Below are 25,285 nucleotides of genomic sequence, written 5' to 3' on the forward strand. Positions count from 1 at the left end.
CGGCGCACCTACGGACGGGAAACGCGGGTCACGTGTTCCAGTCCGAGCAGGCCACCGAATTGCCGATGCGAGGATTGAGATAGGACATGCTGCCCATCTGGATCAGCCCCGAGGCGTTTCCCGTCACCCCGGCCAGGATGGTCTTCAGGCCGAGGCCGCCGAGGGGAACGTAGTCGTAGCGCGACTCCGTGACCATCATGGTCGAGCCGGTCGGGAGCGTCGCGAACTCGGCGGGAAGCTGGTAATCCCTGCCGGGGATCAGCGGCTGCAGCGGCGTCGTGGTCTTGTCGTAGACGCGGGAGCACTCGATCTTCGCCTTGCCGGGCGAGCTGACCTTCACCGATGTGACGCGCAGGCGCAGCGGCGCCGCGGAGTAGGGCGTGAGGATCGCGGCCGAGATCTTGAAGATGCGGTCGACATCGCCCTTCGTCAGCGAGGCCGACTGGGTGACGAGGTCGTTCACCGTCGCGCCGGCGTGCTGGACCTTGCGGTTCAGGGTCACCGCGACGGCCAGCTCGGAGCCCCCGACATAGAGGAGGAGCAGGACCGGCGCCACCACGGCGAACTCCACGGCTCCGACGGCGCGCCGGTCGCGCAGGAAGCGGCTGAGACGCGCGATACCCATCAGAACGGCTCCGTCTTGAAGGCGGCGGTCGAGACGATCAGGAAGGTGCCGTCCGGCATCGTCGTGAAGCTCTTGCGCATGAAGTCGAGGAGCAGGGGCCACTTGTAGTAGACCCGCAGCTGCGTCACCCGCTGCCCCGAGGGCAGTGCGTAGCCGAAGCCCGTCGTGTCGAGATCGCCGTTCTTCATCGGGACGTTGGTCGGGACGTCGTAGTTGTTTTCGCCGAAGGAGCGCAGGTCGATCTGGAGCTTCGAGCAGTCGAGAAGGAAGCTCACATCCTTGCAGATCGCGGTGCGGAACTCGGCCGAGGTCAGGCCGGTCTTCGTGGCGCCCCCCTTCTGCGACTCGCCGGTGCGAACCTGCCGCGCCGCCCGTTCCACGGCCGAGTCGAGCGTGAGCTCGGCCATGAAGACCATCGCCGTTTCCAGCGTCGCGAAGACGATCATGAAGAAGGGAAAGGCCAGGAGGGCGAACTCGATCGCCGCCACGCCTCGACGATCGCGGCCGAAGAGGCCGATCCGTGCCGGCCGCCTGCCGGCGTCGCGCCGCCAGCGCGTGCCGATCCAGCGCGATGCCATGGTCCGCTCTCCCTTCGCCGCTTTCTGGCGAAAGAATAGGCGGATCACCTTGCGGATTGGTTGAGGCGACGCATCGCAAGCGCCTCAAGACTGCGCCGAATGCTTCCGACAGGCTTTGGCGGGATCGCTCTGCCCGGGCCTTGCCGGTACGTCGGCGCCGCCCCGTCCTTCCGTCAGCCCTGGCCCTGAGCTTTCGTCAGAGGCTCCTAATTGCCGCCCGTGGCCATGGTCTGGCGCGCCTGGAACTGCGTGTTGGCCATGTTGAAGTTGCCGCTGTCGTCGCCGATCGTCACCGTCGGCTCGCAGTTCGGGCTGCAGGAATAGGTCGAGCGGCTGGCCTGGCGGAAGACACGCACCGTTCCTTCCTCGAACGTGCGGACCGACACGGACTCGTCGAGGATCGGCTCGCCGTCGCGGCCGATGACGATGAGGTTCGTGATGCCGTAGGAGCGACCGGTCAGGATCAGCGTGTGGCTGTCGTGGACGGACACGTCGACGATGGACGGGTTGCCGATGATGATGGTCTCCGCCGGCTCGCTGATCTTCAGGATGCGGGCGTGGTCGACCTCGACCTCCAGCTTCGGCGCTTCGGCGCGCGCGATCGGTCCGCCGACGAGGCAGGCGAGGGCGGCGGCGGGAAGGGTCAGGCGGAGCGACCAGCGCATGATGAACGACCTCGGGCCTCGGGCGGACACCGACCCGCCTTTCATTCTTCTATCCGCGGCAGGGTGAACGAAGGTTTAAGGAGGGCATCCCAGGCGAAGAAGCGGGGCATTCTCCAGCGAAGGCACGAAGACCAGCGTCGAACACGCGGTGTCGGCTTGCAGAAGCGTCGAATGCTGGAAGTCACGTAAAGTAATCGCTCACCAAGTGCTTGAAGGAGGGCTCGTTGCCCTTCGTTAACCCTGGTCCTTAAAGCGATGGAAATCGCCGGCGCCTAGTTTCGGCTCAACCGATCGACGGGACTTGAAAGTCGACGGGAGTGAGACAGACCATCACCTTGGAGTTCATCCGATGACCAAGACCCTGCGCTGCTTCTTCAAGGACGAGTCGGGCGCCACCGCGATCGAATACGCCATCATCGCCGCCGTCCTCGGCGCCGTGATCATCACGGCCATGGGCACGCTCGGCAGCAGCCTCAAGACGACCTTCGGCAACATCGGCACGAAGCTGACGACGTCGACCACCGGCCTCTGAGCCGCGATCCGGCCCGCTCCCGCGGCGCGATCTCAAGGTCTGCCTCCATCGATCGACGCAACTCGGCGTCTGCGGGAGTGGGGCAGACCATCACCTTGGAGTTCATTCCATGACCAAGACTCTGCGCTGCTTCTTCAAGGACGAGTCGGGCGCCACCGCGATCGAATACGCCATCATCGCCGCCGTCCTCGGCGCCGTGATCATCACGGCCATGGGCACGCTCGGCACCAGCCTCACGACGACCTTCGGCAACATCGGCACGAAGCTGACGACGTCGACCACCGGCCTCTGAGCCACGAGGCAAACAGCTCCCGCGGCGCGGTCTCTTTCGCCCGCGGGAGCCGGTCGTCGGATCCGGAAGCAAGCTTGGCGGCCGAGCGAAGGACAGGGAACGAACTTTCGACATGATGACGATCCTTTTCCTCGTCTTTCCGTTCGCGATGATCCTGGCCGCTTTCTGCGATCTCCTGTCGATGACCATTCCGAACCGGGTCAATGCCGGCCTTTGTGCCGCCTTCCTGGTTCTCGCGCCTTTTGCCGGGTTGGGGTGGGACGCGATGGCGCTTCATCTCGCGACGGCATTCTGCGTGCTGCTTCTCGGCATCGCCTGTTTCAGCGCCGGATGGATGGGCGGCGGCGACGCCAAGCTCATGACGGCGGTGGCCCTCTGGCTCGGCCCGGGCGAGGCGCTGCTCCAATATGCGGTCTTGTCGGCGATCCTTGGTGGCGTCCTGACGCTTCTCATCCTCAACGCCCGCGCCGTGATGGCGCCCGCGACCGGCGTCGGCTTCGTCGACCGGCTGCTTCATCACGAGACGGGCGTTCCCTACGGGATCGCGCTGGGCGCCGCCGGCCTTCTCCTCTTCCCAACGACGATCTATTTCGACGCGGCGATCCGCACCCTGGCCGGCTGACGCGCTTCCGCCCTCAACCTTGCCGCTTCCTTATCCCGGTCGAAGCGGAAAAAGGTTCGATTAACCATATGGTGAGGGATCGCCACTCATAACCCTTGTCGCGCTCCCCTGACTAAGCGGGAGGGGCGGCAGGGGTTTTCGTGATGAGCATCGCGCGCATCGGCATAGTGGCAGTCGCCGTCCTGGCGGCGGGCGGCGCAGGCATCGTGGCGCTGAATCTGACGGCCGCGCAGCCGCCGGCCGAGCCGGTGATCATATCCACGGCACCGGTCGAACCGCCGATCAAGCTGACCGACGTGCTCGTGACGAACGCCGACATCTCCATGGGCGCGCGGCTGAGCGAGGCCTTCGCCTGGCAGCCCTGGCCGCTCGACGGCGTCGGGCCGACCTTCATCACCAGGGAAGCCCGGCCGAACGCCATGGAGGAGCTGAAGGGCTCGATCGCGCGACAGTCCTTCTTCTCCGGCGAGCCCGTGCGCGAAGCCAAGCTGATCAAGTCCGATCGCGGCTTCATGTCGGCGATCCTGCCATCGGGCAAGCGCGCCATGGCGGTCCAGATCTCGGCCGACACCTCTGCCGGCGGCTTCATCCTGCCCAACGACCACGTCGACGTGATCATGTCACGCCGCAAGGAAGCCCCGAACAACGGCGCTTCGGGCCAGCAGAGCAACGCCTTCGATACCGAGACCATCCTGAAGAACCTCCGGGTCCTGGCGATCGACCAGACCATCGAGGAGCAGAACGGCACGCAGGTCGTCGTCGGCTCCACCGCGACGCTGGAGGTGGATCCGGCGCAGGCCGAAGCGCTGACGACGGCCCAGCAGATGGCCGACCGCCTGGTGCTCGTGCTCCGCTCCCTGTCGGACTCCGTTCCCGGTTCCGCCGGCTACGCCTCCGTTCTCGACGGCGAGGTCTCGACCTCCGGCAAGATCCGCGTCGTGCGCTACGGCCGGACCACCGACATCACGACCAAGAACTGAGGGACCGCCTCATGACCATGTCCCGCACCGCTCGCTCGCTCGCCTCGACGCTGCTCGCCGCGACCACTGCCCTTCTGCCGCTCGGCCAGACCTCGTCTGCCGCCTCGAACGACGACGCCGTGGTTCGGATCGCCTCGCCGCAGCAGACCGTCCGCCTCGGCCTCGACAAATCCAAGGTCATCGATCTGCCGCGCGACGCCCACGACATCCTCGTCGCCAATCCGGAAGTCGCCGATGCGGTGACGCGCACGTCGCGGCGCATCTACATCTTCGGAAAGCAGATCGGCCAGACCAACCTCTTCGTCTTCGACGCTCAGGGGCGCGAGATCGCCGTGATCGACCTGCGCATCGAGCGGGACATCTCGGGCCTCGAAGCGGCGATCCGCAAGTACCTGCCCAATTCCGAGGTGCAGGCGGAGATGCTGAACGACAACGTCGTTCTCACCGGCACGGTCGACACCCCCCAGGACGCCAGCCGCGCCGCCGATCTCGCGCGCATCTACGTCACGGGCGGCGAAGCCACCACCGGCGCGTACATCCAGAGCGCGACGGCCGCCGGGGGGGAGGGCGGCGCCGACGTCGGCTTCGCGCAGGAAGCGCGCCGCGAAAGCCGGATCGTCAACCTCATCCAGATCCGGGGCGAGGACCAGGTGACGCTGAAGGTCACGGTGGCCGAGGTTCAGCGCTCCGTCGTCAAGCAGCTCGGCATCAACAGCTTGTCGTCCGGCAATCTGATGGACGGGATTTCGTTTGCGACGGCCGGCGACAACGCGTTCGGCTTGGGCAACCGGCTTTCGAACAACCTCCTCACGCTCGGCGGCACCGTCGGCAACACCAATGTCAGCGGTATGCTGGCCGCTCTCGAGCAGGCCGGCGTCATGCGCACGCTCGCCGAGCCCAGCCTGACCGCGATTTCCGGCGAGAGCGCCAGCTTCAAGGTCGGCGGCGAGTTCAACATCCCGTCCGGCCGGACCTTCACGCCGGAAAAACGCACGAACATCCGTAACGACCAGGGACGCATCGTCGACACCGAAGTCGAGGAGGCCACCTACACGCTCGACTCGCGACAGGTGGACTACGGCATCGGGCTCGATTTCACCCCCGTCGTGCTGTCGCCCGGTCGCATCAGTCTGAAGGTCAAGACATCCGTTTCCGAGCCGACCTTCGAGAACCCGTTCGCCCTGGCCGGCAGCATGCAGGTGCCGGCAACGGTGATCACGGGCATCCGCAAGCGCCTCGCCGACACCACCGTCGAGCTACCCTCGGGCGGCTCGATCGTGATCGCCGGCCTCGTGCGCGACGAGGTGCGGCAAGTCGTTTCCGGCGTTCCCGGCCTGTCCAAGCTGCCGGTGCTGGGCACGCTGTTCCGCTCGCGCGACTTCCAGCGCTACGAAACCGAGCTCGTCGTGATCGTCACGCCCTATCTCGTGCGACCCGTCGCCCGACAGGCGCTGGCGCGGCCCGACGACGGGCTCGCCTTCTCGTCGGACGGCGCCGCCAACTTCCTCGGCCGCGTCAACCGCGTCTACGGCCACATGGACACCAAGCTTCCGCCGGGCCGCTACCACGGCGTCGTCGGCTACATCTACAAGTGAGCGGGATCCGATCGATGACCTCCTGCCTGTCCCGCCGCCTCGCACCGGCCGCCGCGCTGATCCTGACGAGCCTCGTCGCCGGTTGCGCCAACGTCCACTCGGTCGAGGTCGGTTCCGTCCCGGACGATTATCGCACCCGCCATCCGATCGTGGTGAGCGAAGCCGACCAGAATCTCGACATCCCGATCGTGCGCACCGAAGGGCGCCTGTCGACCGCCACGCGCAAGCGGATCGCCGACTTCGCCAACCGGTTCCGCGGCTCGGGCTCCGATGCCCTGCGCGTGGAACTGCCCTACGGCTCCGCCAACGCGGCGGCCGCCGAGCACGTGTCGTCGCAGGTCCTCGAGGTCCTGCGCGGGGAGGGAGTTCCGTCCTCCGCCGTTTACCTCACCTCCTATCACGCGGCCGGGCTCGAGGGGCCGGTGCCGATCCGGCTCGCCTTCTCGACGCTCGTGGCCCGCACCGAGCGCTGCGGGCGCTTTCCCGAGGACCTCGGCTCCACGCACGAGAACAAGAACTATTTCAACTTCGGCTGCGCCTCGCAGCAGAACCTCGCGGCCCAGGTCGCCGACCCGCGCGATCTCCTGGGCCCGCGCGGCGTCGATCCGATCGATGCCACCCGCCGCTCCGACGTCATCGACCGCTATCGCAGCGGCAGCATGACGAGCAGCATCTATCGCCCGAGCGACGTCAATTACAGCTGGTAGGACACGGCGCCATGAGCATCGACACCGATCCCGGTCCGACCGAGTTCGACGACGGCCTCGTCGGGCAGCTCGACCGCATCCGACCCATCCCCCGCATCTCGATCCAGGCCTTTTGCGAGACCGACGGCGTTCAGAAGCCGATCGAGCGCGCGGGCGAGGACCGGCGCATGGCGAAAGCCTATCTGCGCGTCCATGCCGGCGGCATCCGCGCCGCGGCCGAGCACTATGCGAGCGCGCCGACGCCCAACCTCGTGATCCTCGAGTCGCGCTTCCCGCCGGCCGAGCTGATGGAGGAGCTCGAGCTTCTCGCCGAGAATTTCGATCCCGGCTCCAAGGTCGTGATCATCGGCCACTACAACGACGTCGCGCTTTATCGCGAGCTGATGCGCCGGGGCATCTCGGAATATCTCGTCGCCCCGGTCTCGATCGCCGACATCCTCGAAGTCGTCTCCAGCCTCTTCGTCGCGCCCGACGCCGAGCCGCTCGGCCGCTCCATCGCCTTCGTCGGCGCCAAGGGCGGCGTCGGCTCCTCGACGGTCGCCCACAACGTCGCCTGGTCGATCACCCGCCTCTTCGAGACGGACGTCGTCATCACCGACATGGATCTCGCCTTCGGCACGGCGAACATCAACTTCGACCAGGATCCGGCGCAGGGCATGACCGAGGCGCTGATGGCGCCCGACCGGATGGACGACGTCTTCCTGGACCGCCTGCTGGCCAAGTGCGCCGAGCACCTTTCGCTGCTCGCCGCGCCCTCCGCGCTCGACCGGACCTACGAGTTCGGGCCCGACGCCTTCTCCACGATCGTGGAAACGGCGCAGCGCGGAACGCCGGTGGTGATCCTCGACGTGCCGCACATCTGGAACGACTGGACGCGGCAGGTGCTGATCCGGGCGGACGAGATCGTGCTGACGGCGACGCCCGATCTCGCCAATCTGCGCAACGCCAAGAACCTCGTCGACACCCTGCGCAAGGCGCGTCCCAACGACCGCCCGCCGCGCCTCGTGCTCAACCAGATCGACGTGCCCAAGCGCCCGGAGATCCCGATCGCCGAGTTCGCCGAGCCGCTGGAGATCGACGTCATCGGCGCGATCGGCTTCGACCCGGCGGTGTTCGGGCAGGCTGGCAACAGCGGGCGCATGATCGGCGAAACCGATCCCAAGCACCCCGCCCTGTCGGTCTTCTCCTCCATCGCCCACGCCGTGACCGGTCGCGGCGAGCCGAAGAAGAAGCGCAAGGCGACGCTTCAGTCGATGCTGCTCGATCGCCTGAAGCGTCGCAGCGCGGGCTGAGGCGCCAGCGCCCCGGCGGCGCGTCGGCCATCACGAGGACGGTCCCATGTTCGGAAAGCGTTCAACCCAGGGCGGCGCGGCCGAGGTCGCGGTGCGGCCCGCGACCCAGATGCCGGCGCCCGCCGCGGTTCCGGCTGCGGTCGTGGCCGCGCGCCCCGTCGAGGCCGCGGCGGCGCCGGGCGCGGACCTGCGCGGCCTTCCCGGCTTCGCGCAGCGCCTGCAGCCCATCGCCCCGGAGAAGCCGGCCGAGCCCAAGCCCGTGCGGGCGCGCTCGGACACCTATTACGAGACGAAGTCCCAGGTCTTCGCCGCGCTGATCGACACGATCGACCTGTCGCAGATCGCCGGCCTGTCCACCGAGGCGGCGCGCGAGGAGATCCGCGACATCGTCAACGACATCATCGCGATCAAGAACTTCGCGATGACCATCGCCGAGCAGGAGGACCTGCTCGCCGACATCTGCAACGACGTCCTCGGCTACGGTCCCCTCGAACCTCTGCTCGCGCGCGACGACATCGCCGACATCATGGTCAACGGCGCGCGCCAGACCTTCATCGAAGTCAACGGCAAGGTCGAGGAAACGGAGATCCGCTTCCGCGACAACCAGCAGCTCCTGAACATCTGCCAGCGCATCGTGTCCCAGGTCGGCCGGCGCGTCGACGAGACCTCGCCGATCTGCGACGCGCGCCTGCCCGACGGCTCCCGCGTCAACGTCATCGCCCCGCCGCTCGCCATCGACGGGACGGTGCTGACGATCCGTAAGTTCAAGAAGGACAAGCTGACCCTACCGCAGCTCGTCAACTTCGGCGCGATCTCGCCCGAAGGCGCCGAAATCCTGCAGATCATCGGGCGCGTTCGCTGCAACGTCGTGATCTCCGGCGGCACGGGCTCGGGCAAGACGACGCTCCTCAACTGTTTGACGCGCTACATCGACGAGGACGAGCGCATCATCACCTGCGAGGACTCGGCCGAACTCCAGCTCCAGCAGCCCCACGTCGTGCGCCTCGAAACCCGCCCGCCCAACATCGAGGGCGAGGGCGAGATCACCATGCGCGACCTCGTCAAGAACTGCCTGCGCATGCGGCCCGAACGCATCATCGTCGGCGAGGTGCGCGGCCCGGAGGTGTTCGACCTCCTCCAGGCCATGAACACCGGCCATGACGGCTCGATGGGCACGATCCACTCGAACTCCCCGCGCGAGTGCCTGAACCGCATGGAGGCGATGATCGCGATGGGCGGCTTCACGCTGCCGCCCCGCACCGTGCGCGAGATCATCTCGGGCTCCGTGGACGTCATCATCCAGGCCGCGCGCCTGCGCGACGGCTCGCGCCGCATCACCCACATCACCGAGGTGCTGGGCATGGAAGGCGACGTCATCACCACGCAGGACCTCTTCCTCTACGACATCATGGGCGAGGCCGCGAACGGCAAGATCATCGGCCGCCACCGCTCGACCGGCATCGGCCGCCCCGCCTTCTGGGACCGGGCGCGCTACTACAACGAGGAGCAGCGCCTCGCCTCGGCGCTCGACGCCGCCCTCGACAAGACGGTGGCCTGAGCCGTGGCCGTTCTCCTCTTCATCGTCCTGTCGGCGGTGGCGGCTGGGGCGGTGGCCTACGCCGTGCTCCAGCCGCGCATCGCCGAGGAAAAGAAGACCGCCAGCCGCTTGCGGCAGATGAAGGGCGCGAGCCTCGACCGGTCGGCGCGCAACCAGCTGCGCGACCGGGCCCAGGAGCAGGCGCGCCGGCGCAAGACCATCCAGAACTCCCTCAAGGAGATTGAGGTCAAGCAGCGCGAGCGCAGCCGCCACTCGCTGCGTCCCTCGCTGAAGATGCGTCTCGACCAGTCCGGCACGAACTGGACGCTCAAGCAGTTCCACATGGCCTCGGCCGGGCTCTTCGCCTTCTTCTTCCTCGTCGGCCTGATGATGGGACAGGGGCTGCTGCTGGGGCTCGGGCTCGGGATCTCGGTCGGCTTCGGCCTGCCGCGGCTCGTCCTCGCGCACCTGCGCAAGCGCCGCTTGAAGAAGTTCATCGCCGAGTTCCCAAACGCGGTCGATCTCATCGTGCGCGGCGTGAAGTCCGGCCTCCCGCTCAACGACACGCTCAAGATGATCGCCGGCGAAACCGCCGAGCCGGTGCGCTCGGAGTTCCGCAAGATCGTCGAGAGCCAGCAGCTCGGCATGACGACGCCGGAAGCGGTCGATCGCCTCTATCAAAGCGTGCCGCTGCCCGAGACCAACTTCTTCTCCATCGTCATCGCCATCCAGGCCCAGGCCGGCGGCAACCTGTCCGAAGCGCTCGGCAACCTGTCCAAGGTGCTGCGCGAGCGCAAGAAGATGCGCGACAAGATCCAGGCCATGTCGATGGAGGCCAAGACCTCCGCCGGCATCATCGGCTCGCTGCCCTTCTTCGTGGGCGGCGTCATGACCATGACCTCGCCGGACTATGTCGGGCTCCTCGTCACCACGTCGACCGGGCACATCATCCTCGCCGTTGCCGGCGCGTGGATGACGACCGGCATCGTGGTGATGAAGAAGATGATCGCCTTCGACTTCTGACCACCCCGGCGCCGGGCCGGCGCCCTCGACCCAGCAACGAACGTTCGATCCGTGGACCGCTTTCTCGCCTCCTTCGGCCTCACGCCCAGCTCGCTCTTCGCGATCCTCGTCGTCGTCGCGGTGTTCGCGACGGTGATGGCGCTCGCCATGCCGGTTCTGGCCGGCGACCGGCTGCGGGGGCGGATGCGCGCCGTCGCGCTCGAGCGCGACCAGATGCGGGCCCTGTCGCGCGCGCGCCTCGCGATCGAGAAGGATTCGCGCCGCAAGAGCCTGCGCCAGGAGAACAAGGAGGGCATCGCCGCGGTGGTCGTCCAGCGGCTGAACCTTCGCAGCGCGCTCGCCGACGATAAGACGGTGGCGAGCCTCCGGATCGCCGGCTATCGCGGCGAGCGGCCCCTGACGCTGCTGCTCTTCGCCCGCGCGGTGCTGCCGCTGCTCTTCTTCCTCGTCGGGCTCTTCTACATCTTCGGCCTGGGCTTCATGGCCGACTACGGCTTCATGCCGCGGCTCCTGGTCTGCCTGCTTCTCGCCTATGCCGGCTTCTACGCGCCCGTCCTGTTCGTCAACAACAAGGCGTCCAAGCGCAAGGCTTCGATCACGCGGGCCTGGCCGGACGCGCTCGACCTCCTCCTCATCTGCGTGGAGTCCGGCACCTCGATCGAGGCGGCGTTCCGGCGGGTGGCCGACGAAATCGGCATCCAGTCGATCCCGCTCGCCGAGGAGCTCGTGCTCCTGACCGCCGAGCTGTCCTATCTGCCGGACCGCCGCGCCGCCTACGAGAACCTTGTCGCGCGCACCGGCCTCGATGCCGTGCGCGCCACCGCGACGGCCCTCATCCAGGCCGAGAAGTACGGAACGCCGCTCGGAACGGCGCTGCGCACGCTCAGCCAGGAGAACCGCGACACGCGCATGAACCTGGCGGAAAAGAAGGCCGCCGCGCTTCCCCCCAAGCTTACCGTCCCGATGATCATCTTCTTCCTGCCGGTCCTCTTCGCCGTCATCCTCGGCCCCGCGATCATCCAGGTCATGGCGATCTATCGCGGGTGATGGGGATCGGAGGCCGGAAACGGCGAAGGCCGGGCGATGAGCCCGGCCTTGCGTGTTTTAGGGGCCCGGATCGCGGCAACGCCGGCCTCAGCCGTCGCTGGCCGACGCCCCAGCGTCATTCGCCTTGAGCATCGACCAGGTGTTGCGCTGGTCGAGCATTGACTTGAGATAGGCGACGTTGGCGGCGGCCTCGGTCGGATCGAGCTCGGCGGACGCGATTTGCTGCGCTTCATCGAAGCGGCCCTGGAGGCCGACTACGAGGGCCAGGTTCTGGCGCACGCGGCTGTCCGCGCCGGGCAGGCGAACGGCCGAGCGCAGGTAGGACTCGGCCGACTTCAGGTCGTTGGCGAGAAGGTGCGACATGCCGAGGTTCGACAGCACCGAGGGCTCGTTGGGCTGGATGTCGAGCGCCTTGCGATAATAGACGCGCGCTTCGTCCGGCCGGCCGAGCTGGTCGAGGATCGCGCCTTCCGCCGAATAAAGCCGCCAATCGGGATAGTCGGGCGTCTGGGCGCGGCGAACCGTGTCGAGCGCCTTTTCCAGCTCGCCCGCCGCCGCCAGGGCCTTGCCGTAGGAGGCGAGGACGTCGCGGTCCTTCGGATGGGCGATCGCCACCTGCTGCATGACGGCGAGGCTCTGGTCGTTGCGGCCCGTCATCTGGAGCGCCGAGGCGTAGGCGAGGCCGATGCCCTTGTCCTGCGGGCTGCGCTGGTAGGCCATACCGTAGGAGCGCACCGCCGCCTCGATCTGGCCGGGGGAGGTCGGCCCCGCCGAACGCTCGCCGCCGCGGGCGATCGAGCCCGTCGTCATCGGCGACACGCCCGCCGAGGCGCAGCCCCCGAGCGTCGCCGCACCGGCGAGAAGGAGGGCCGCCAGCGCCGGCCGGCGCAGCGTGGAAAGGGCGCGGGACATGAAGGCTCCGATGCTCTATGGCGGTGATGCGGGGCGTCTCGTTCGCGGCCCCGCCGCCGTCCTGCCGACAATATTTCGTTAACCCTAACGAGGTGTTAACCGGCCGCGCGGATCATCCTGCTCGCAGCCCAGCGGAAGCCACCCATGTCCGACACGTCCAGCCATCCGACCGACAGCGCCGTCCTGCGGATCGTCACGAAAGCCGGCGTGAAGCGCCTCGACGGGGTGATCGGCGAGCACGCCCGCCGCATGCGCTTCTCCGGTGCCGCGGGCTCGGTGCTGGTCGTCCCGCCGCTCGACGGGGCGCCGGCGACGGCGCTTCTCGGGCTCGGCTCGGAAGGCGAGCACGGCGCGGCCGAGGCGGCGCTCCTGTTCGGTCACCTGCCGGCGCACCTGCCGGACGGCGCCTGGCGCTTTGAGCCGGAGGCGGGGGAGAGCGCCCCCGCGATCGATCCGACGCTCGCGCTCTTCGCCTTCCGAGCCGGGGCCTACCGCTTCGAGCGCTACAAGACCGCCGCGAGGAGCGACGACGAGGCGCCGACCTTGAGCGTGCCCGGCGCCGACGAGGCGATGGCGGCCGAGCTCGCGGAAGCGGTGCGGCTGGTGCGCGACCTCATCAACACGCCCGCCAACGACCTCGGGCCGGCCGAGATCGCGGACGCCGCCCGCGCGCTGGCCGAGCGTCACGGCGCGGCGATCACCGTCACCGACGGGCAGGCGCTGCGCGAGGGTTTCCCGCTGATCCACGCGGTCGGTCAGGCGAGCGAGCGGGGGCCGCGCCTCGTCGATCTCGTCTGGGGCGCGGAGGGCGCGCCCAAGGTGACGCTGGTCGGCAAGGGTGTCGTCTTCGACACGGGCGGCCTCGACATCAAGCCGGCCTCCGGCATGCTCCTGATGAAGAAGGACATGGGCGGGGCGGCCAACGTCCTCGGCCTCGCGCACCTCGTGATGGCGCGGAGGCTTCCCGTTCGCCTGCGGGTCCTGATCCCGACCGTCGAGAACGCCATTTCCGGCACCGCCTTCCGCCCGGGCGATGTCTTCCCGAGCCGCAAGGGCAAGACGGTCGAGATCGGCAACACCGACGCGGAAGGCCGCCTCATTCTCGCCGATGCCCTGGCGCTCGCCGATGAGGAAGCGCCCGACCTCATCGTAGACATGGCGACGCTGACCGGCGCGGCGCGCGTCGCGCTCGGCCCCGACCTGCCGCCCTTCTTCACCGACGACGAGGCGTTCGCCGTCGAGCTTGCCGACGCCGCCGTCGCCGCCGCCGATCCGCTGTGGCGGCTGCCGCTGTGGAAGCCCTACAAGGCGAACCTCGCCTCCAAGATCGCCGACACCAACAACGTCACCACCGACGGCTTCGCCGGGGCCGTGACCGCGGCGCTGTTCCTGCAGGGCTTCGTCGAGAAGGCCGCGACCTGGGTCCACCTCGACGTCTATGGCTGGCGCCCGAAGGCCGGCGCGCTCGGCCCAGTCGGCGGCGAGGCGCAGGGCATCCGGGCGCTCTTCGCTCTCATCGCCGCCCGTTATGCGAAGGATGCCTCCCGGTGACCGAGCTGCCCGACCGCCGCCTCCACGCCTTTCGCCCGGACCTCGCCGACATCAGGCTCGAGGGCCGCGTTCCGGCCGAGCGCTTCGTCGAGGGGATCCCGGCGCGCGTGTCCGCGCCGCTCGCGCCGCTGCGCCGGAGCCCGTCGTCGGGCGCCATGCTGGAGACCGAGGCGCTTTTCGGCGAAACGCTGCGGGTCTTCGAAACGGACGGCGAGGGCTGGTCCTGGGTGCAGCTCGACGGGGACGGCTATGTCGGCTACGCGCCGGCGGATGCCCTGACGACGACCGAGACGCCCGCGCCGACGCACCGCGTCGTCGCCCCGCGCACGCTGCTCTTCCCCGGTCCCGACATCAAGTTGCCGCCGCTCGCCGGCCTGCCGATGGGCGCGCTCGTCACCGCAACAGGCGAGGCAAGCGACCACAATGCGCGCTACCGCCTCGTCGCGCCCTTCGGCGCGATCGTCGCCCAGCACCTGGAGCCGCTCGACGCCCGGCAGGACGACTTTCCGGCCGTCGCCGAGCGCTTCCTCGGCGCGCCCTATCTTTGGGGCGGCAAGTCGGCGCTCGGCCTCGACTGCACCGGCCTCGTTCAGGTGGCGCTGGCGATGTGCGGGATCGCCGCGCCCCGCGACAGCGACATGCAGGAGAAGGCTCTCGGCCAGGCGCTGCCGGCCGAGGCGCCGCGTCGGCGCGGCGACCTCGTCTTCTGGCGCGGCCATGTCGGCATCATGCTCGACGAGGCCCGGCTCCTTCACGCCAACGCCCACCACATGATGACGGCGATCGAGCCGCTCGCCGAGGCGATCGCGCGCATCGGGGGACGGGGAACGCCGGTCTCCTCGATCCGGCGGCTCTAAACGCCGCCTGAAGCCGCCGGGGCCGCGCGCCTCAGTAGCCCCGCTTCCGGTCCACCAGGTTCTGCAGCGCTTCGCCGCGCTCGGCGGCTTCGATCTGGCGCATGATGATCGGCGCCAGCGCCGGGGCCGAGGAGGCTGCGGCGATGTGGGGCGTGACGAAGACGCGGGGGTGGCGCCAGAGGGGGCTGGCAGCCGGCAGCGGCTCGGTCTCGAAGACGTCGAGCGAGGCCTCGGACAGGCGGCCGCTGTCCAGGGCTTCGAGGATGTCGGCCTCGTTCTGAAGGCCGCCGCGGCCCGCATTGATCAGAACCGGCCCCTCGCCGAGCGGGGTGCGATGCTTCAGCCGCGCGAAGAGCCGGGCGTCGAGGATGCCGCGCGTGTCGGCCGTCAGCGGCAGGAGAACGAGAAGGATGTCGCTGCGGCCGAGCACCGCGGACAGGCCGTCCTCGCCGGGCAGGACCTCGATGGAGGCGTGGTGCTTCGCCGTTCGGCTCCAGCCGAGCACGCGGAAGCCGAGGGCCGCGAGCTTCTCGCCCGCGTCGCGACCGAGCTCGCCGAAGCCGAGGATGCCGACGGTCAGCTCGGAGGCCGCCGGCTGTCCGCGCTCGATCCAGACGCTCTTGTTCTGCGCCTCGCGATAGAAGCGCCCGCGCCGGGCGTGATCGAGGACGCGCCAGACGGCGTATTCCGTCATGCGGGCGGTGAGGTCGCCGGCGACGATCCGCGCCACCGGCACGTCCGGCAGGTCCGGCATGGCGAGGAGGTGGTCGACGCCCGCGCCGAGCGAGAACACCGCGCGAAGGTTCGGCAGCGCCGACAGCGCGCCGGCCGGCGGCTTCCAGACGACGGCGTAGCGGATCTCCGGGTCGCCGGCGCCGTCCGGCAGGACGCGGATGGTCCGCCCGGGCGCTGCGGCCTCCAGCGCGGCGGCCCATTCGGCGGGATCGAAGCCTGTGACGGCGAGAAGGACGCTCATGCTTCGGTTCCCGAGCCGATGGTCGCCTCGGCGGCGAGAAGGGCGGCGCGGGCGCGGCCGTGCCGCGCGAACCAGTGCGCCGCGCCGATCAGGAAGGCGTTGAGGACGCGGCCTTCGTCGACAGCGGCCACGAGCTCGTCGGCCGGCACCGCGAAGGGGCGGATGTCCTCGTCCTCGTCGTCGATGCCGGCCGAGGTGCCGAGCTGGGACGAATCCACCAGAGCGAGGAAGATGTGGCCCATCTCGTCGCAGAAGCCAGGGGAGGTGAGGACCGAGTAGCAGAAGGAGACAGCGCGGGCGCGAAGGCCGGTCTCCTCCTCCAGCTCGCGCGCGGCGGTCGCCTCCATCGCCTCGCCCTCGTCGAGGAGGCCGGCCGGCAGCTCGACGGCCGCCGCCTCCTTCGTCGCGAGCGCGTGGCCGATGCGGAACTGGCGGATGAGGACGATCCGGTCGGCGACCGGGTCGTAGGGGATGATCACGGCTGCCGGGCGGCAGCGCACGAACTCGCGGCGCATCGGCCCGATCTCGCGGGTGCCGTCGAGGCTGCGATGGGTGACGGTCGCGGCTTCCAGCGGGCGGAAGCCGTCGGCGACGCGGCTGACCTCGACCGAGCAGTCGAGGGGCAGGTCGGCGATGACGTCGAGGGACGAACTCATGCTCTACTCCGATACGGCGCCGGTCGGCGCGGCCTCGATGGCGAAGGCGGCGGCCATGAGGGCCTTGGTGTACTCGGTCTGCGGCGCCTCGAAGATCTGGCGCGCGGGCCCGCGCTCGACCACCTGGCCCTGGCGCATGACGACGACCTCGTTGGCCAGCGCCCGCACGACCTTGAGATCGTGGCTGATGAAGAGGTAGGCGAGGCCGTGCCGCGTCTGGAGGTCGCGCAGGAGATCGACGACCTGCGCCTGGACGCTCATGTCTAGCGCCGAGGTCGGCTCGTCCAGCATGACGAAGCGCGGCTCCAGCACCATGGCGCGGGCGATCGCCACGCGCTGGCGCTGGCCGCCGGAGAACTCGTGCGGGTAGCGGAAGCGCGTCGCCGGATCGAGGCCGACCTCCTGTAGGACGGACACGACGCGGGCGTCGCGCTCGGCGGCCGACAGGTTCCTGCGGTGGACGAGAAGGCCTTCGGCGATGATGTCGGCGATGGGCATGCGCGGCGAGAGCGAGCCGAACGGATCCTGGAAGACGATCTGCATGCGGTCGCGGTAAAGGCGCATCGCCTTGAAGGAGCGCTCGTCGATGCGCGCGCCGTCGAAGCGGATCTCGCCTTTTGAGCCGATCATCCGGCACATGGCGAGGCCCAGCGTCGTCTTGCCCGAGCCGGACTCGCCGACGACGCCGACCGTCTGGCCGGCGCGCACCGTCAGGTCGATGCCGTCGACGGCCTTCACGTGGCCGGTGACCTTGCGCATGAAGCCGGTGCGGATCGGGAACCAGACCTTGAGGTCCTTGGCCTCGGCGACCACCGGGGCGCCGGGATCGGCCTCGGGCGGACGCCCCTTGGGCTCGGCGGCGAGAAGGTGGCGTGTGTAGTCGTGCCGCGGGTTCGCGAAGATATTGGCGGTCGGCCCCTCCTCGACGATCTTCCCCTTGTACATGACGCAGACCCGGTCGGCGATGCGCCGGACGATTCCGAGATCGTGGGTGATGAACAGCATCGCCATGCCGCGCGCCACCTGCTGCTCCTTGAGGAGCTTCAGGATCTGCGCCTGAACGGTGACGTCGAGGGCGGTCGTCGGCTCGTCGGCGATGAGGAGCTTGGGCTCGTTGGCGAGCGCCATGGCGATCATCACGCGCTGGCGCTGGCCGCCGGAGAGCTGGTGCGGAAAGGCGCCGAGGCGGCTTTCGGGATCGCGGATGCCGACCTGGGTGAGAAGCTCCAGCGTGCGCTGGCGCGCCGCCGCGCGGCCGAGCCCGCGATGGATGGAGAGCACCTCGCTCACCTGCCGCTCGATCGTGTGGAGCGGGTTGAGGGAGCTCATCGGCTCCTGGAAGATCATCGAGATGTCGTTGCCGCGCACGCGCCGCAGGATCTTCTCGTCCGCGGCGAGGAGGTCCGTTCCGTTGAAGCGGATCGCGCCGGTCGGATGGCTCGCGGCGGGATATTGCAGGAGCTTGAGGACGGACAGCGCCGAGACCGACTTGCCCGAGCCGGATTCGCCGACGAGCGCCAGCGTCTCGCCCGGCAGGATGCGGAAGCTGACGCGGTCGACGGCCGTCGCGACCTTGCCCTCGCTGCGGAAGGCGACGGACAGGTCCTCGACGGAGAGGAGGGGGGTGGGAGCTGCGGCGGTCATCGGTTCCGTCCGATCAGGCTGGCATCTTCGACGTCGACGCGACGCAACCCATCCGGCAGGCGCAGCCGCTTGTCGGACGAAACGACGATGCCGCAGGAAAGCAGCTCGGCCGTCGCGCAATGGATCGCGTCAGGCGTCTTACCGCCGAGCCGAGCGCGAAGCTCGGCGCTACGCCGGAGCACCGCGCGGTCGACCGGCACGACCGTCATGGTTTCGTCGCTTTGGAGAAAGCCCTCGTAACCAGCGATGAGGCGAACGTCGCGATCTCGCATCGGGACGACGAGGCATTCGGCGAGGGTCATCTCGCTGGTCACGAGACGGAACTCTCCCGCCGCGGCTCGGCCGAAAAGGGCCGTGATGCTGCTTTCCTGGCTTTCGACGAAACGGATGATGGCGTTGGCGTCGAGGTAGATGCTTCGCTCACCGAGGCTCAATCCCACTCGTCCCTCAACGCGCGCACTCGTGCTACCGCTTCTTCGACGCTAGTGTTGCGGTACGCGCCGATACCTCGAAAACGCATGAATCTCGGCTCAGGGTCGCTCTGTGCAACGTCGACGTGGACCGGCGCCTTGCCGTGAACGCCGCGACCGAGTTCGGACGGAAGTTCGTCCGGCCTCAGGTCGAGAGTGATGTGCCTGGCCTCGCTCATGATCGATCCTCCGATGGTTTGTCACTGAACGTGACGTTGTCGTCCTCGCCCGCATGTGGAAGATCGGAAAAGTCCTTGATGTCCAGCTCCCACTCGGAATCCTCGGGGCCGATTTCGGAGACCGTCACCGTAACGCGTAGGGTCGGGTCAAAGTCGCCGCGCAGCTTCGGGGGCAGGCGCGAGGCGGGATAGTTCAGCGAGACGACCCGCTTGAGCTTGCGGGGCGCTGTCACGCGAAGCTCTTTCTCGGGTCGAAGGCGTCGCGGACGGCTTCGCCGACGAAGATCAGGAGCGACAGCATGGTCGCGAGGACGACGAAGGTCGAGAGGCCGATCCAGGGAGCCTGGAGGTTGTTGCGGCTCTGGTTGAGGAGCTCGCCCAGCGACGGGGAGCCCGGCGGCAGGCCGAAGCCGAGATAATCGAGGGCGGTCAGCGACTCGATCGAGCCGTTGAGGATGAAGGGCAGGAAGGTCAGCGTCGCGACCATGGCGTTGGGCAGGACGTGGCGCACCATGATCGTGCGGTCGCGCACGCCCAGCGCCCGCGCGGCGTTGACGTATTCGAAGTTGCGGGCGCGCAGGAACTCCGCGCGCACGACGCCCACGAAGGCGACCCAGGAAAAGAGCAGCATGATGCCGAGCAGCACCCAGAAGCCCGGCGGCAGGATCGCGGCGATGATGAGGAGAAGATAGAGGACGGGGATCGAGGACCAGATCTCGATGAAGCGCTGGAACAGAAGGTCCACCCAGCCGCCGAAATAGCCCTGCACCGCGCCGGCCGAGACGCCGATGACCGCCGAGGCGAAGGTCAGGATCAGGCCGAACAGCACGGAGATGCGGAAGCCGTAGACGAGGCGCGCGAGGACGTCCCGCGCCTGGTTGTCGGTGCCCACCCAGTTCCAGTTGCCGATCGTGCAGTTCGGATCGTCGACGCCGAGGGGATAGGCCCGGCAGCGCTCCTCGGCCGAGAAGGTCCAGGAGGGCGCGGACGGGGCCGGGGTCGGGATGGAATCGTTGACGGTTCCGTAGGAATAGCGCACCGGCGGCCAGATCGCCCATCCGTTCGCGGCGATCTCCTCCTGGATGAAGGGGTCGCGATAGGTCGTCGTCGGCAGGAAGCCGCCGAAGACCTCCTCGGGATAGTCGACGAGGAGGGGGTAGTAGAACTCGCCCTTGTAGGAAACGAGGATCGGCTTGTCGTTGAAGATCAGCTCCGCGACCATCGAGATCGCGAAGAGCGCGATGAAGATCCAGAGCGACCAGTAGCCCCGGCGGTTGGCCTTGAAGTTGCGCCAGCGCCGCTGGTTGAGCGGCGACAGGCGCGAGCGGCGCACGAGCGGGGCCGGCCCGACCTGCGCGATGCCGGCCGTGTTGAGGCGGGCCTGTTCGGCCGCGTCGAGCGCGGCGGGCTTCACCGGCTTGCCCAACTCGTCGGCGGGCTGCGGGTCGGGGCGGTCGGCTTCTCGGACCCTGTCCATGCTCAGACCTCCCGCCGCTCGAAGTCGATGCGCGGATCGATCCAGGTGTAGGTGAGGTCGGAGATGAGCGTCGTCACGAGGCCGATGAGGGAGAAGATGTAGAGGGTGGCGAAGACCACGGGATAGTCGCGCTGGTAGACGCTCTCGAAGCCGAGGAGGCCGAGACCGTCGAGCGAGAAGACCTGCTCGATGAGCAGCGATCCCGTGAAGAAGGCCGAGATGAAGGCGCCGGGAAAGCCGGCGACGATGATCAGCATGGCGTTGCGGAAGACGTGTCCGTAAAGGACACGGCGCTCGGTGAGACCCTTGGCGCGGGCGGTCGTGACGTACTGCTTGCGGATCTCGTCGAGGAAGGAGTTCTTCGTCAGCAGGGTCGTCGTCGCGAAGGCCGAGAGCGACAGCGCGATCAGCGGCAGGGTGAGGTGCCAGAAGTAGTCGGGGATGGTGCGCGTCACGCAGTCCGCGATGTCGAAGGCGGCGCTCCAGGGCGCGCACCAGGCGCCCTCGACGCCGTCCGAGAGGAGGCCGCGGATCGGGAACCAGTCGTAGAAGGAACCGCCTGCGAAGAGGATCAGCAGGAACACGGCGAAGACGAAGCCGGGAATGGCATAGGCGATGATCACGACGCCGCTCGTCCAGGCGTCGAAGGCCGAGCCGTCCTTCAGGGCCTTCCGGATGCCGAGCGGGATCGAGATCATGTAGGAAAGAAGCGTGATCCAGAGGCCGAGCGAGATCGAGACCGGCATCTTCTCCAGGATGAGGTCCACCACCGAGACCGAGCGGAAGTAGCTCTCGCCGAAATCGAAGCGGGCGTAGTTCCAGATCATCAGGCCGAAACGCTCCAGCGGCGGCTTGTCGAAGCCGAACTGCTGCTCGAGCTTGGCGATGAATTCCGGGTCGAGGCCCTGCGCGCCGCGATAGTTGGAGGCCTCGCCGCCGCCTTGCGCCTGCCCGCCGAAGTCGTTGCCGCCGCCGCCCAAGCGGTCCGTCGCCTCGCCCCGCAGCTGCGCGATGACCTGCTCGACGGGGCCGCCGGGGGCGAACTGCACCACCACGAAGGAGATCGCCATGATGCCGAGAAGCGTCGGGATCATCAGGAGAAGGCGTCGGAGAATATAGGCGCCCATCGGGTCCCTTCGGCATTATCGGCCGCCCGCGCCGCCCTGAAGGACGTCGCGAGCGGCGGAATCGTTCGCTCGCCTGCCGGATGGCGTCAACCCGCCATGCCGCCCGCCTCCGCCTTTTGACGGTCGAACCACCAGGTGTCGAGGGCGCCGACGTCGTAGAGCGGCTTCTGCGCCGGCCGGGCATACATGTCCCAGAAGGCGAGCCAGTTGGTGCCCTTGTACCATTGGAAGACGTATGCGTGGCTTGCGCGAAGCACGCGGTCGAGCGCGCGGTTGGCCGCCTGGAAGCCTTCCGGCGTCTCGGCCGAAACGATGGCCTCGACCAGCGCGTCGACCGCCGGGCCGCCGACGCCGGCGAGATTCCAGGAGCCGGGCGCCGAGGCGCTGCGCGTGCCGAAGACGTTGCGCATGAAGCCGTCGGGATAGAGCGGCAGCGAGTAGCGCGAAACCACCATGTCGAAGTCGAAGCTTCGCGTCCGGTCGGTGTACTGCGAAGCGTCGACGACGCGGTAGCTCGCCTCGATCCCGAGGCGCTTCAGGTTGTCGACGAAGCCCTTGTGGTGGGGCTCGAAGGTGTTGTCGTCGTCCAGGAACTCGATCGTGAGCCTCTGGCCGTTCGGCAGCAGCATCCGATTGTTCTCCAGCCGGCAGCCGGCCGCGCGGAAGAGGTCCAGCGCGCGCCGGGACAGCGTCCGGTCGCGGCCCGTGCCGTCGCTCGCCGGCGCGACATAGGGCTCGCCGAAGGCGGCCTGCGGAATCTCGGCGCGCCAGGGTTCGAGGAGCGCCAGCTCGGCGGGCGAGGGGAGCCCCTGCGCTTCCAGCTCGGTGTTCTCGTAGAACGAACTCGACCTGAGGTAGGACCCGTACATCAGGTTGGCGTTGGTCCACTCGAAGTCGAAGAGGAGCCCGACCGCCTCGCGCACCCGCGGGTCGGCGAACTTCGATCGGCGCGTGTTGAAGTTCCAGCACTGGCCGCCGGAGGCCGAGCCGTCCGGCACCTCGTCCTTTTTCACGCGGCCGGCAAGGATGGCGGGGAAGTTGTAGTCGAGGGCCCAGAGGCGGCTGGTGAACTCCTCGCGATAGGTGGTCGCGCCCGCCTTGAAGCTCTCGAAGGCGGCGATGCGGTCGCGATAATAGTCGTAGCGGATACGGTCGAAGTTCCAGCGGCCGCGATGGGCGGGCTGTTCCGCCGCCCAGAAGTCGGGCACGCGCTCCACCTCGATGAAGGAGCCGAAGGAGAAGCGCCCGACCTTGTAGGGGCCGGAGCCGAGCGGAGGCTCGGACAGGCTCGCCTCGAAGTCGCGGCCCTCCCACCACGTGGCCGAGAAGATCGGGCAGCTCGCCGCGATGGTCAGCGGGATCGAGCGGCTGGCGCCGGGCACAAGGCGGACGGAAACGCCGTCCTCGCCCGCCGCCTCGAGGCTCTCGATCTCGCGCAGCTGGCTCGCGAGGTTCTCGTGGCCGTGGTCGCGAAGGGTGGTGAGGGAGAAGACGACGTCGGCAGGCCGGATCGGCGTTCCGTCGTGGAAGCGGGCGGCGGGGTCGAGCCGGAACAGCATCGAGCGCCCGTCCTCGGGAAACTCGACGGAGCGCGCGGCATAGGCGTAGGCGCTGCCGATCTCGTCGGTGGACGGCGCCATCAGGGTCGCGAAGGTCAGCGCCATGCCGAAGGCGCCGTTGCCGCGCAGAACGTATGAATTGAGCGTGTCGAAGGTGTTGAAGTTCTGGTTGTAAAGGCGCGAGGCCGCCTGGAGAACCATGCGCCCGCCCTTGGGGGCGGCCGGATCGGCATAGTCGAAGTGCGGGAAGTCGGGCGCGTACTTCACCGGGCCGAAGGCGGCGAAGCCGTGGCGCTCGCCCCGCGGCTGGCCGGCAAGCGGGCCGGCCGGTGGGGCGCCGGCCTCCTGGCCGAGTGCGGCGGCGCCCGGCAGGCCGATGGCCAGGGCCGCTCCGCCGACGGCGATGCGGCCGAGGTCGCGGCGGGTGAGGCGGAACGTGCCGCCGCTCACTGGGCGGCTCCCGGCGGGGGCGCTTCGCCCTGGAGGACGGCGGCGTCCGGCTCGGGCGCCGCGGCGGCGGGCGCGTCGGGTTTCACCCAGAAGGAGAAGGGGTCGATGCCGATGTAGTCGGCCGGCTGCTTCTCCGGCTTGTCGAGCTTCGTCCAATAGGCGAGGCGGATCTCCGGCGAGTACCATTGCGGCACGAGATAATGGTTCCACAGGAGCACGCGGTCGAGCGCCTTGGTCGCGGCGACGAGGCTTTCGCGGTCGGGCGCGAAGATGATCTTGTCGATGATCGCGTCCACCACCGGGCTCTTGATGCCCGAGAGATTCCGGCTCCCCGGCCGGTCCGCCGCGGCCGAGCCGAAGAAGTCGCGCTGCTCGTTGCCAGGCGAAATGGTCTGGGCGTAGACCCCGATCACGATGTCGAAGTCGAAGTCCCGCTCCAGCGCTTGGTACTGCGCGTCGTCAACGATGCGGATGCTCGCGTCAACGCCGAGGCGCCGGAGTTGATCGACGAAGGGCTGAGTGCCGCGGGTAAAGCTGGGATCGTTGCCGAGAAAGGTCACAGCGAGCGGCTGGCCTGTCTCCTTGTTGACGAGCGAGCTGCCGCGCCGCTCGTAGCCCGCCGCCTGGAGCAGCTCGTAGGCTTGGCGGAGGTAGGTGCGGGCGGAATCCGGCTTGGAGTAGTTCGGCAGGACGAAGGGCTGGGTGAAGAGCTCGGGCGGCAACTGCGCGCGGAACGGCTCGAGGATTTCCAGTTCCCGGCCCTCCGGCAGGCCGGTCGCCATCAGCTCCGAGTTCTGGAAGTAGGAGCTCGGGCGCGCGTAGAGGCCGAACAGGATGTTCTTGTTCATCTCCTCGAAGTTGAAGGCCAGCGTGAAGGCGGCACGCACGCGCGGGTCGGCGAACTGCGGCCGGCGCGTGTTGAGGACGAAGCCTTGCATCGGCTGGATCGACTCGTCCGGCAGCGTGGTCTTCACCACCCGTCCGTCGGCGAGGGCGGGAAAGTTCTCGTAGCCCTGCGCCCATCGGCTGGCGCTGTTCTCGACGCGATAGTCCTGGTAGCCGCCGCGCTTGAAGGCTTCGAAGGCGGCGGCCTGGTCGCGGAAGTAGATGTAGTTGATGCGGTCGAAGTTGTAGCGGCCCTTCTGCGGCGGCTTGTCGGCCGCCCAATAGTCGGGCACGCGCTCCCAGGTGATCGAGGCGCCGGCCTTGAAGTTCGCCACGCGGTAGGGGCCGGAGCCGAGCGGAATCTCAAGCGTCGGCTGCTCGATGTCGCGCTTTCGCCCCTGTGCGTCCGTGCCTTCCCACCAGTGCTTGGGCAGGACGACGAGGTCGCCCATGATCTTCGGCAGCTCGCGGTTTCCCGTCTGGTCGAAGGTGAACGTGACCTCGCCGGGGGCGGTCTCGGACGCGCCCGTCACGTTGGCGTAGTAGCCGCCATAAAGCGGGTTCAGCCGCTTCACCGTCTCGAAACTCCAGATCACGTCTTCGACGGTGATCGGCGTCCCGTCCTGGAAGCGAGCGTCGGGATCGAGGCGGAAGGTGACGGATGAGAAGTCTGCCGGCCAGCGCGCCGCCTCGGCGATGAGGGCATGGCTGACGGATGGCTCGTCGGTCGCCTGGGTCATCAGCGTGTCGTAGATCAGCCCGCCGCCGAAGGCCGCGAAGCCGGCGGCGGGAGTGCCGCGCACGACGAAGGGGTTGAAGGTGTCGAAGGAGCCGTAGCCCGGCTGGTTCAGCGTGCCGCCCTTTGGCGCGTCCGGGTTGACGTAGTCGTAATGCGTCCAGCCCTCCGGGTACTTCGTCGTGCCGATGAGGCTCGTCGAGGTATGCCACTCGCCGGGGGCGGTGAGGTCGGCCTGCGCCTCGGTAGCCAGGGGCGGCGAGGCGGGCTCCTGCGCGCGGGCGGGACCGACGAGGGCGAGAAGGGCTGCG

At 68.5% G+C, this 25,285-nt stretch carries 26 protein-coding genes; 12 read left to right on the forward strand and 14 right to left on the reverse strand.

What is annotated here, in order from left to right:
• Positions 1-28: 28 nt before the first annotated feature.
• The 3 genes from FZN60_RS19800 to FZN60_RS19810 all read right to left on the reverse strand — a co-directional run bounded on the left by FZN60_RS19800 (position 29) and on the right by FZN60_RS19810 (position 1,868).
• Complete coding sequence (locus FZN60_RS19800; protein ID WP_158875243.1) at positions 29-625, reverse strand: TadE/TadG family type IV pilus assembly protein; 597 nt, start codon at positions 623-625, stop codon at positions 29-31.
• Positions 625-1,203 (reverse strand): TadE/TadG family type IV pilus assembly protein, encoded by a 579-nt coding sequence (locus FZN60_RS19805; RefSeq protein ID WP_158875244.1) that lies wholly within the window; start codon positions 1,201-1,203, stop codon positions 625-627. The genes FZN60_RS19800 and FZN60_RS19805 overlap by 1 nt, the downstream gene beginning before the upstream one ends.
• Before the next feature lie 206 nt (positions 1,204-1,409).
• Positions 1,410-1,868, reverse strand: coding sequence for a pilus assembly protein N-terminal domain-containing protein (locus FZN60_RS19810; RefSeq protein WP_158875245.1), 459 nt, complete (start codon positions 1,866-1,868; stop codon positions 1,410-1,412).
• Between the two features lie 349 nt (positions 1,869-2,217).
• Here FZN60_RS19810 and FZN60_RS19815 point away from each other — a divergent pair, with 349 nt between their 5' ends.
• The 10 genes from FZN60_RS19815 (at position 2,218) to FZN60_RS19860 (ending at position 11,495) form a co-directional block, all read left to right on the forward strand.
• Positions 2,218-2,400: a Flp family type IVb pilin gene (locus FZN60_RS19815; protein WP_158875246.1), complete on the forward strand. Its 183-nt coding sequence runs from the start codon at positions 2,218-2,220 to the stop codon at positions 2,398-2,400.
• 109 nt (positions 2,401-2,509) lie between these two features.
• Complete coding sequence (locus FZN60_RS19820; RefSeq protein ID WP_158875247.1) at positions 2,510-2,692, forward strand: Flp family type IVb pilin; 183 nt, start codon at positions 2,510-2,512, stop codon at positions 2,690-2,692.
• 112 nt (positions 2,693-2,804) lie between these two features.
• The gene (locus FZN60_RS19825; protein ID WP_246727000.1) at positions 2,805-3,314 is read left to right on the forward strand and encodes an A24 family peptidase; all 510 of its coding nucleotides are present in this window, start codon (positions 2,805-2,807) and stop codon (positions 3,312-3,314) included.
• 143 nt (positions 3,315-3,457) lie between these two features.
• Positions 3,458-4,294 (forward strand): Flp pilus assembly protein CpaB, encoded by an 837-nt coding sequence (gene cpaB, locus FZN60_RS19830; protein ID WP_158875248.1) that lies wholly within the window; start codon positions 3,458-3,460, stop codon positions 4,292-4,294.
• A gap of 11 nt (positions 4,295-4,305) precedes the next feature.
• Positions 4,306-5,889: a type II and III secretion system protein family protein gene (locus FZN60_RS19835; protein WP_246727002.1), complete on the forward strand. Its 1,584-nt coding sequence runs from the start codon at positions 4,306-4,308 to the stop codon at positions 5,887-5,889.
• A 14-nt stretch (positions 5,890-5,903) separates the two neighbouring features.
• Complete coding sequence (locus tag FZN60_RS19840; protein ID WP_158875249.1) at positions 5,904-6,596, forward strand: CpaD family pilus assembly protein; 693 nt, start codon at positions 5,904-5,906, stop codon at positions 6,594-6,596.
• 11 nt (positions 6,597-6,607) lie between these two features.
• Positions 6,608-7,888, forward strand: coding sequence for a CpaE/TadZ family protein (locus FZN60_RS19845; RefSeq protein ID WP_158875250.1), 1,281 nt, complete (start codon positions 6,608-6,610; stop codon positions 7,886-7,888).
• A 46-nt stretch (positions 7,889-7,934) separates the two neighbouring features.
• Complete coding sequence (locus tag FZN60_RS19850) at positions 7,935-9,446, forward strand: TadA family conjugal transfer-associated ATPase (protein WP_158875251.1); 1,512 nt, start codon at positions 7,935-7,937, stop codon at positions 9,444-9,446.
• A gap of 3 nt (positions 9,447-9,449) precedes the next feature.
• The gene (locus FZN60_RS19855; protein WP_246727003.1) at positions 9,450-10,448 is read left to right on the forward strand and encodes a type II secretion system F family protein; all 999 of its coding nucleotides are present in this window, start codon (positions 9,450-9,452) and stop codon (positions 10,446-10,448) included.
• Positions 10,449-10,499: 51 nt separating this feature from the next.
• Positions 10,500-11,495, forward strand: coding sequence for a type II secretion system F family protein (locus FZN60_RS19860; protein WP_246727005.1), 996 nt, complete (start codon positions 10,500-10,502; stop codon positions 11,493-11,495).
• Between the two features lie 87 nt (positions 11,496-11,582).
• Here the strand turns inward: FZN60_RS19860 and FZN60_RS19865 are convergent, their stop codons facing one another.
• On the reverse strand, positions 11,583-12,407 hold the full coding sequence (locus tag FZN60_RS19865) for a tetratricopeptide repeat protein (protein WP_158875252.1): 825 nt from the start codon (positions 12,405-12,407) through the stop codon (positions 11,583-11,585).
• A 144-nt stretch (positions 12,408-12,551) separates the two neighbouring features.
• Here FZN60_RS19865 and FZN60_RS19870 point away from each other — a divergent pair, with 144 nt between their 5' ends.
• A complete protein-coding gene (locus FZN60_RS19870; protein WP_158875253.1) occupies positions 12,552-13,958 on the forward strand; it encodes a leucyl aminopeptidase family protein in 1,407 nt (468 codons plus the stop codon).
• Positions 13,955-14,815, forward strand: coding sequence for a C40 family peptidase (locus FZN60_RS19875; protein ID WP_158875254.1), 861 nt, complete (start codon positions 13,955-13,957; stop codon positions 14,813-14,815). Before FZN60_RS19870 ends, FZN60_RS19875 begins: the two co-directional genes overlap by 4 nt.
• A gap of 31 nt (positions 14,816-14,846) precedes the next feature.
• Here the strand turns inward: FZN60_RS19875 and FZN60_RS19880 are convergent, their stop codons facing one another.
• The 10 genes from FZN60_RS19880 to FZN60_RS19925 form a co-directional block, all read right to left on the reverse strand.
• Complete coding sequence (locus FZN60_RS19880) at positions 14,847-15,791, reverse strand: 2-hydroxyacid dehydrogenase (RefSeq protein ID WP_158875255.1); 945 nt, start codon at positions 15,789-15,791, stop codon at positions 14,847-14,849.
• Positions 15,788-16,447: an NUDIX domain-containing protein gene (locus FZN60_RS19885; RefSeq protein ID WP_158875256.1), complete on the reverse strand. Its 660-nt coding sequence runs from the start codon at positions 16,445-16,447 to the stop codon at positions 15,788-15,790. The genes FZN60_RS19880 and FZN60_RS19885 overlap by 4 nt, the downstream gene beginning before the upstream one ends.
• A 3-nt stretch (positions 16,448-16,450) precedes the next feature.
• Complete coding sequence (locus tag FZN60_RS19890) at positions 16,451-18,091, reverse strand: ABC transporter ATP-binding protein (RefSeq protein ID WP_158875257.1); 1,641 nt, start codon at positions 18,089-18,091, stop codon at positions 16,451-16,453.
• A complete protein-coding gene (locus FZN60_RS19895; protein ID WP_158875258.1) occupies positions 18,088-18,525 on the reverse strand; it encodes a type II toxin-antitoxin system VapC family toxin in 438 nt (145 codons plus the stop codon). The genes FZN60_RS19890 and FZN60_RS19895 overlap by 4 nt, the downstream gene beginning before the upstream one ends.
• Positions 18,522-18,740: a hypothetical protein gene (locus tag FZN60_RS19900; RefSeq protein ID WP_158875259.1), complete on the reverse strand. Its 219-nt coding sequence runs from the start codon at positions 18,738-18,740 to the stop codon at positions 18,522-18,524. The genes FZN60_RS19895 and FZN60_RS19900 overlap by 4 nt, the downstream gene beginning before the upstream one ends.
• On the reverse strand, positions 18,737-18,973 hold the full coding sequence (locus tag FZN60_RS19905) for a hypothetical protein (RefSeq protein ID WP_158875260.1): 237 nt from the start codon (positions 18,971-18,973) through the stop codon (positions 18,737-18,739). The genes FZN60_RS19900 and FZN60_RS19905 overlap by 4 nt, the downstream gene beginning before the upstream one ends.
• Positions 18,970-20,217 carry an ABC transporter permease gene (locus FZN60_RS19910; protein WP_158875261.1) on the reverse strand — a complete coding sequence of 416 codons (1,248 nt, stop codon included), beginning with the start codon at positions 20,215-20,217 and terminating at the stop codon, positions 18,970-18,972. The genes FZN60_RS19905 and FZN60_RS19910 overlap by 4 nt, the downstream gene beginning before the upstream one ends.
• Before the next feature lie 2 nt (positions 20,218-20,219).
• Complete coding sequence (locus tag FZN60_RS19915) at positions 20,220-21,344, reverse strand: microcin C ABC transporter permease YejB (RefSeq protein WP_158875262.1); 1,125 nt, start codon at positions 21,342-21,344, stop codon at positions 20,220-20,222.
• Between the two features lie 86 nt (positions 21,345-21,430).
• Positions 21,431-23,353 (reverse strand): extracellular solute-binding protein, encoded by a 1,923-nt coding sequence (locus FZN60_RS19920; protein ID WP_158875263.1) that lies wholly within the window; start codon positions 23,351-23,353, stop codon positions 21,431-21,433.
• Complete coding sequence (locus FZN60_RS19925) at positions 23,350-25,227, reverse strand: extracellular solute-binding protein (RefSeq protein ID WP_422570286.1); 1,878 nt, start codon at positions 25,225-25,227, stop codon at positions 23,350-23,352. Before FZN60_RS19925 ends, FZN60_RS19920 begins: the two co-directional genes overlap by 4 nt.
• Between the last annotated feature and the right edge of the window lie 58 nt (positions 25,228-25,285).

The sequence above is a fragment of the Antarcticirhabdus aurantiaca genome (assembly GCF_009765365.1).
Lineage (GTDB): Bacteria > Pseudomonadota > Alphaproteobacteria > Rhizobiales > Rhizobiaceae > Antarcticirhabdus > Antarcticirhabdus aurantiaca.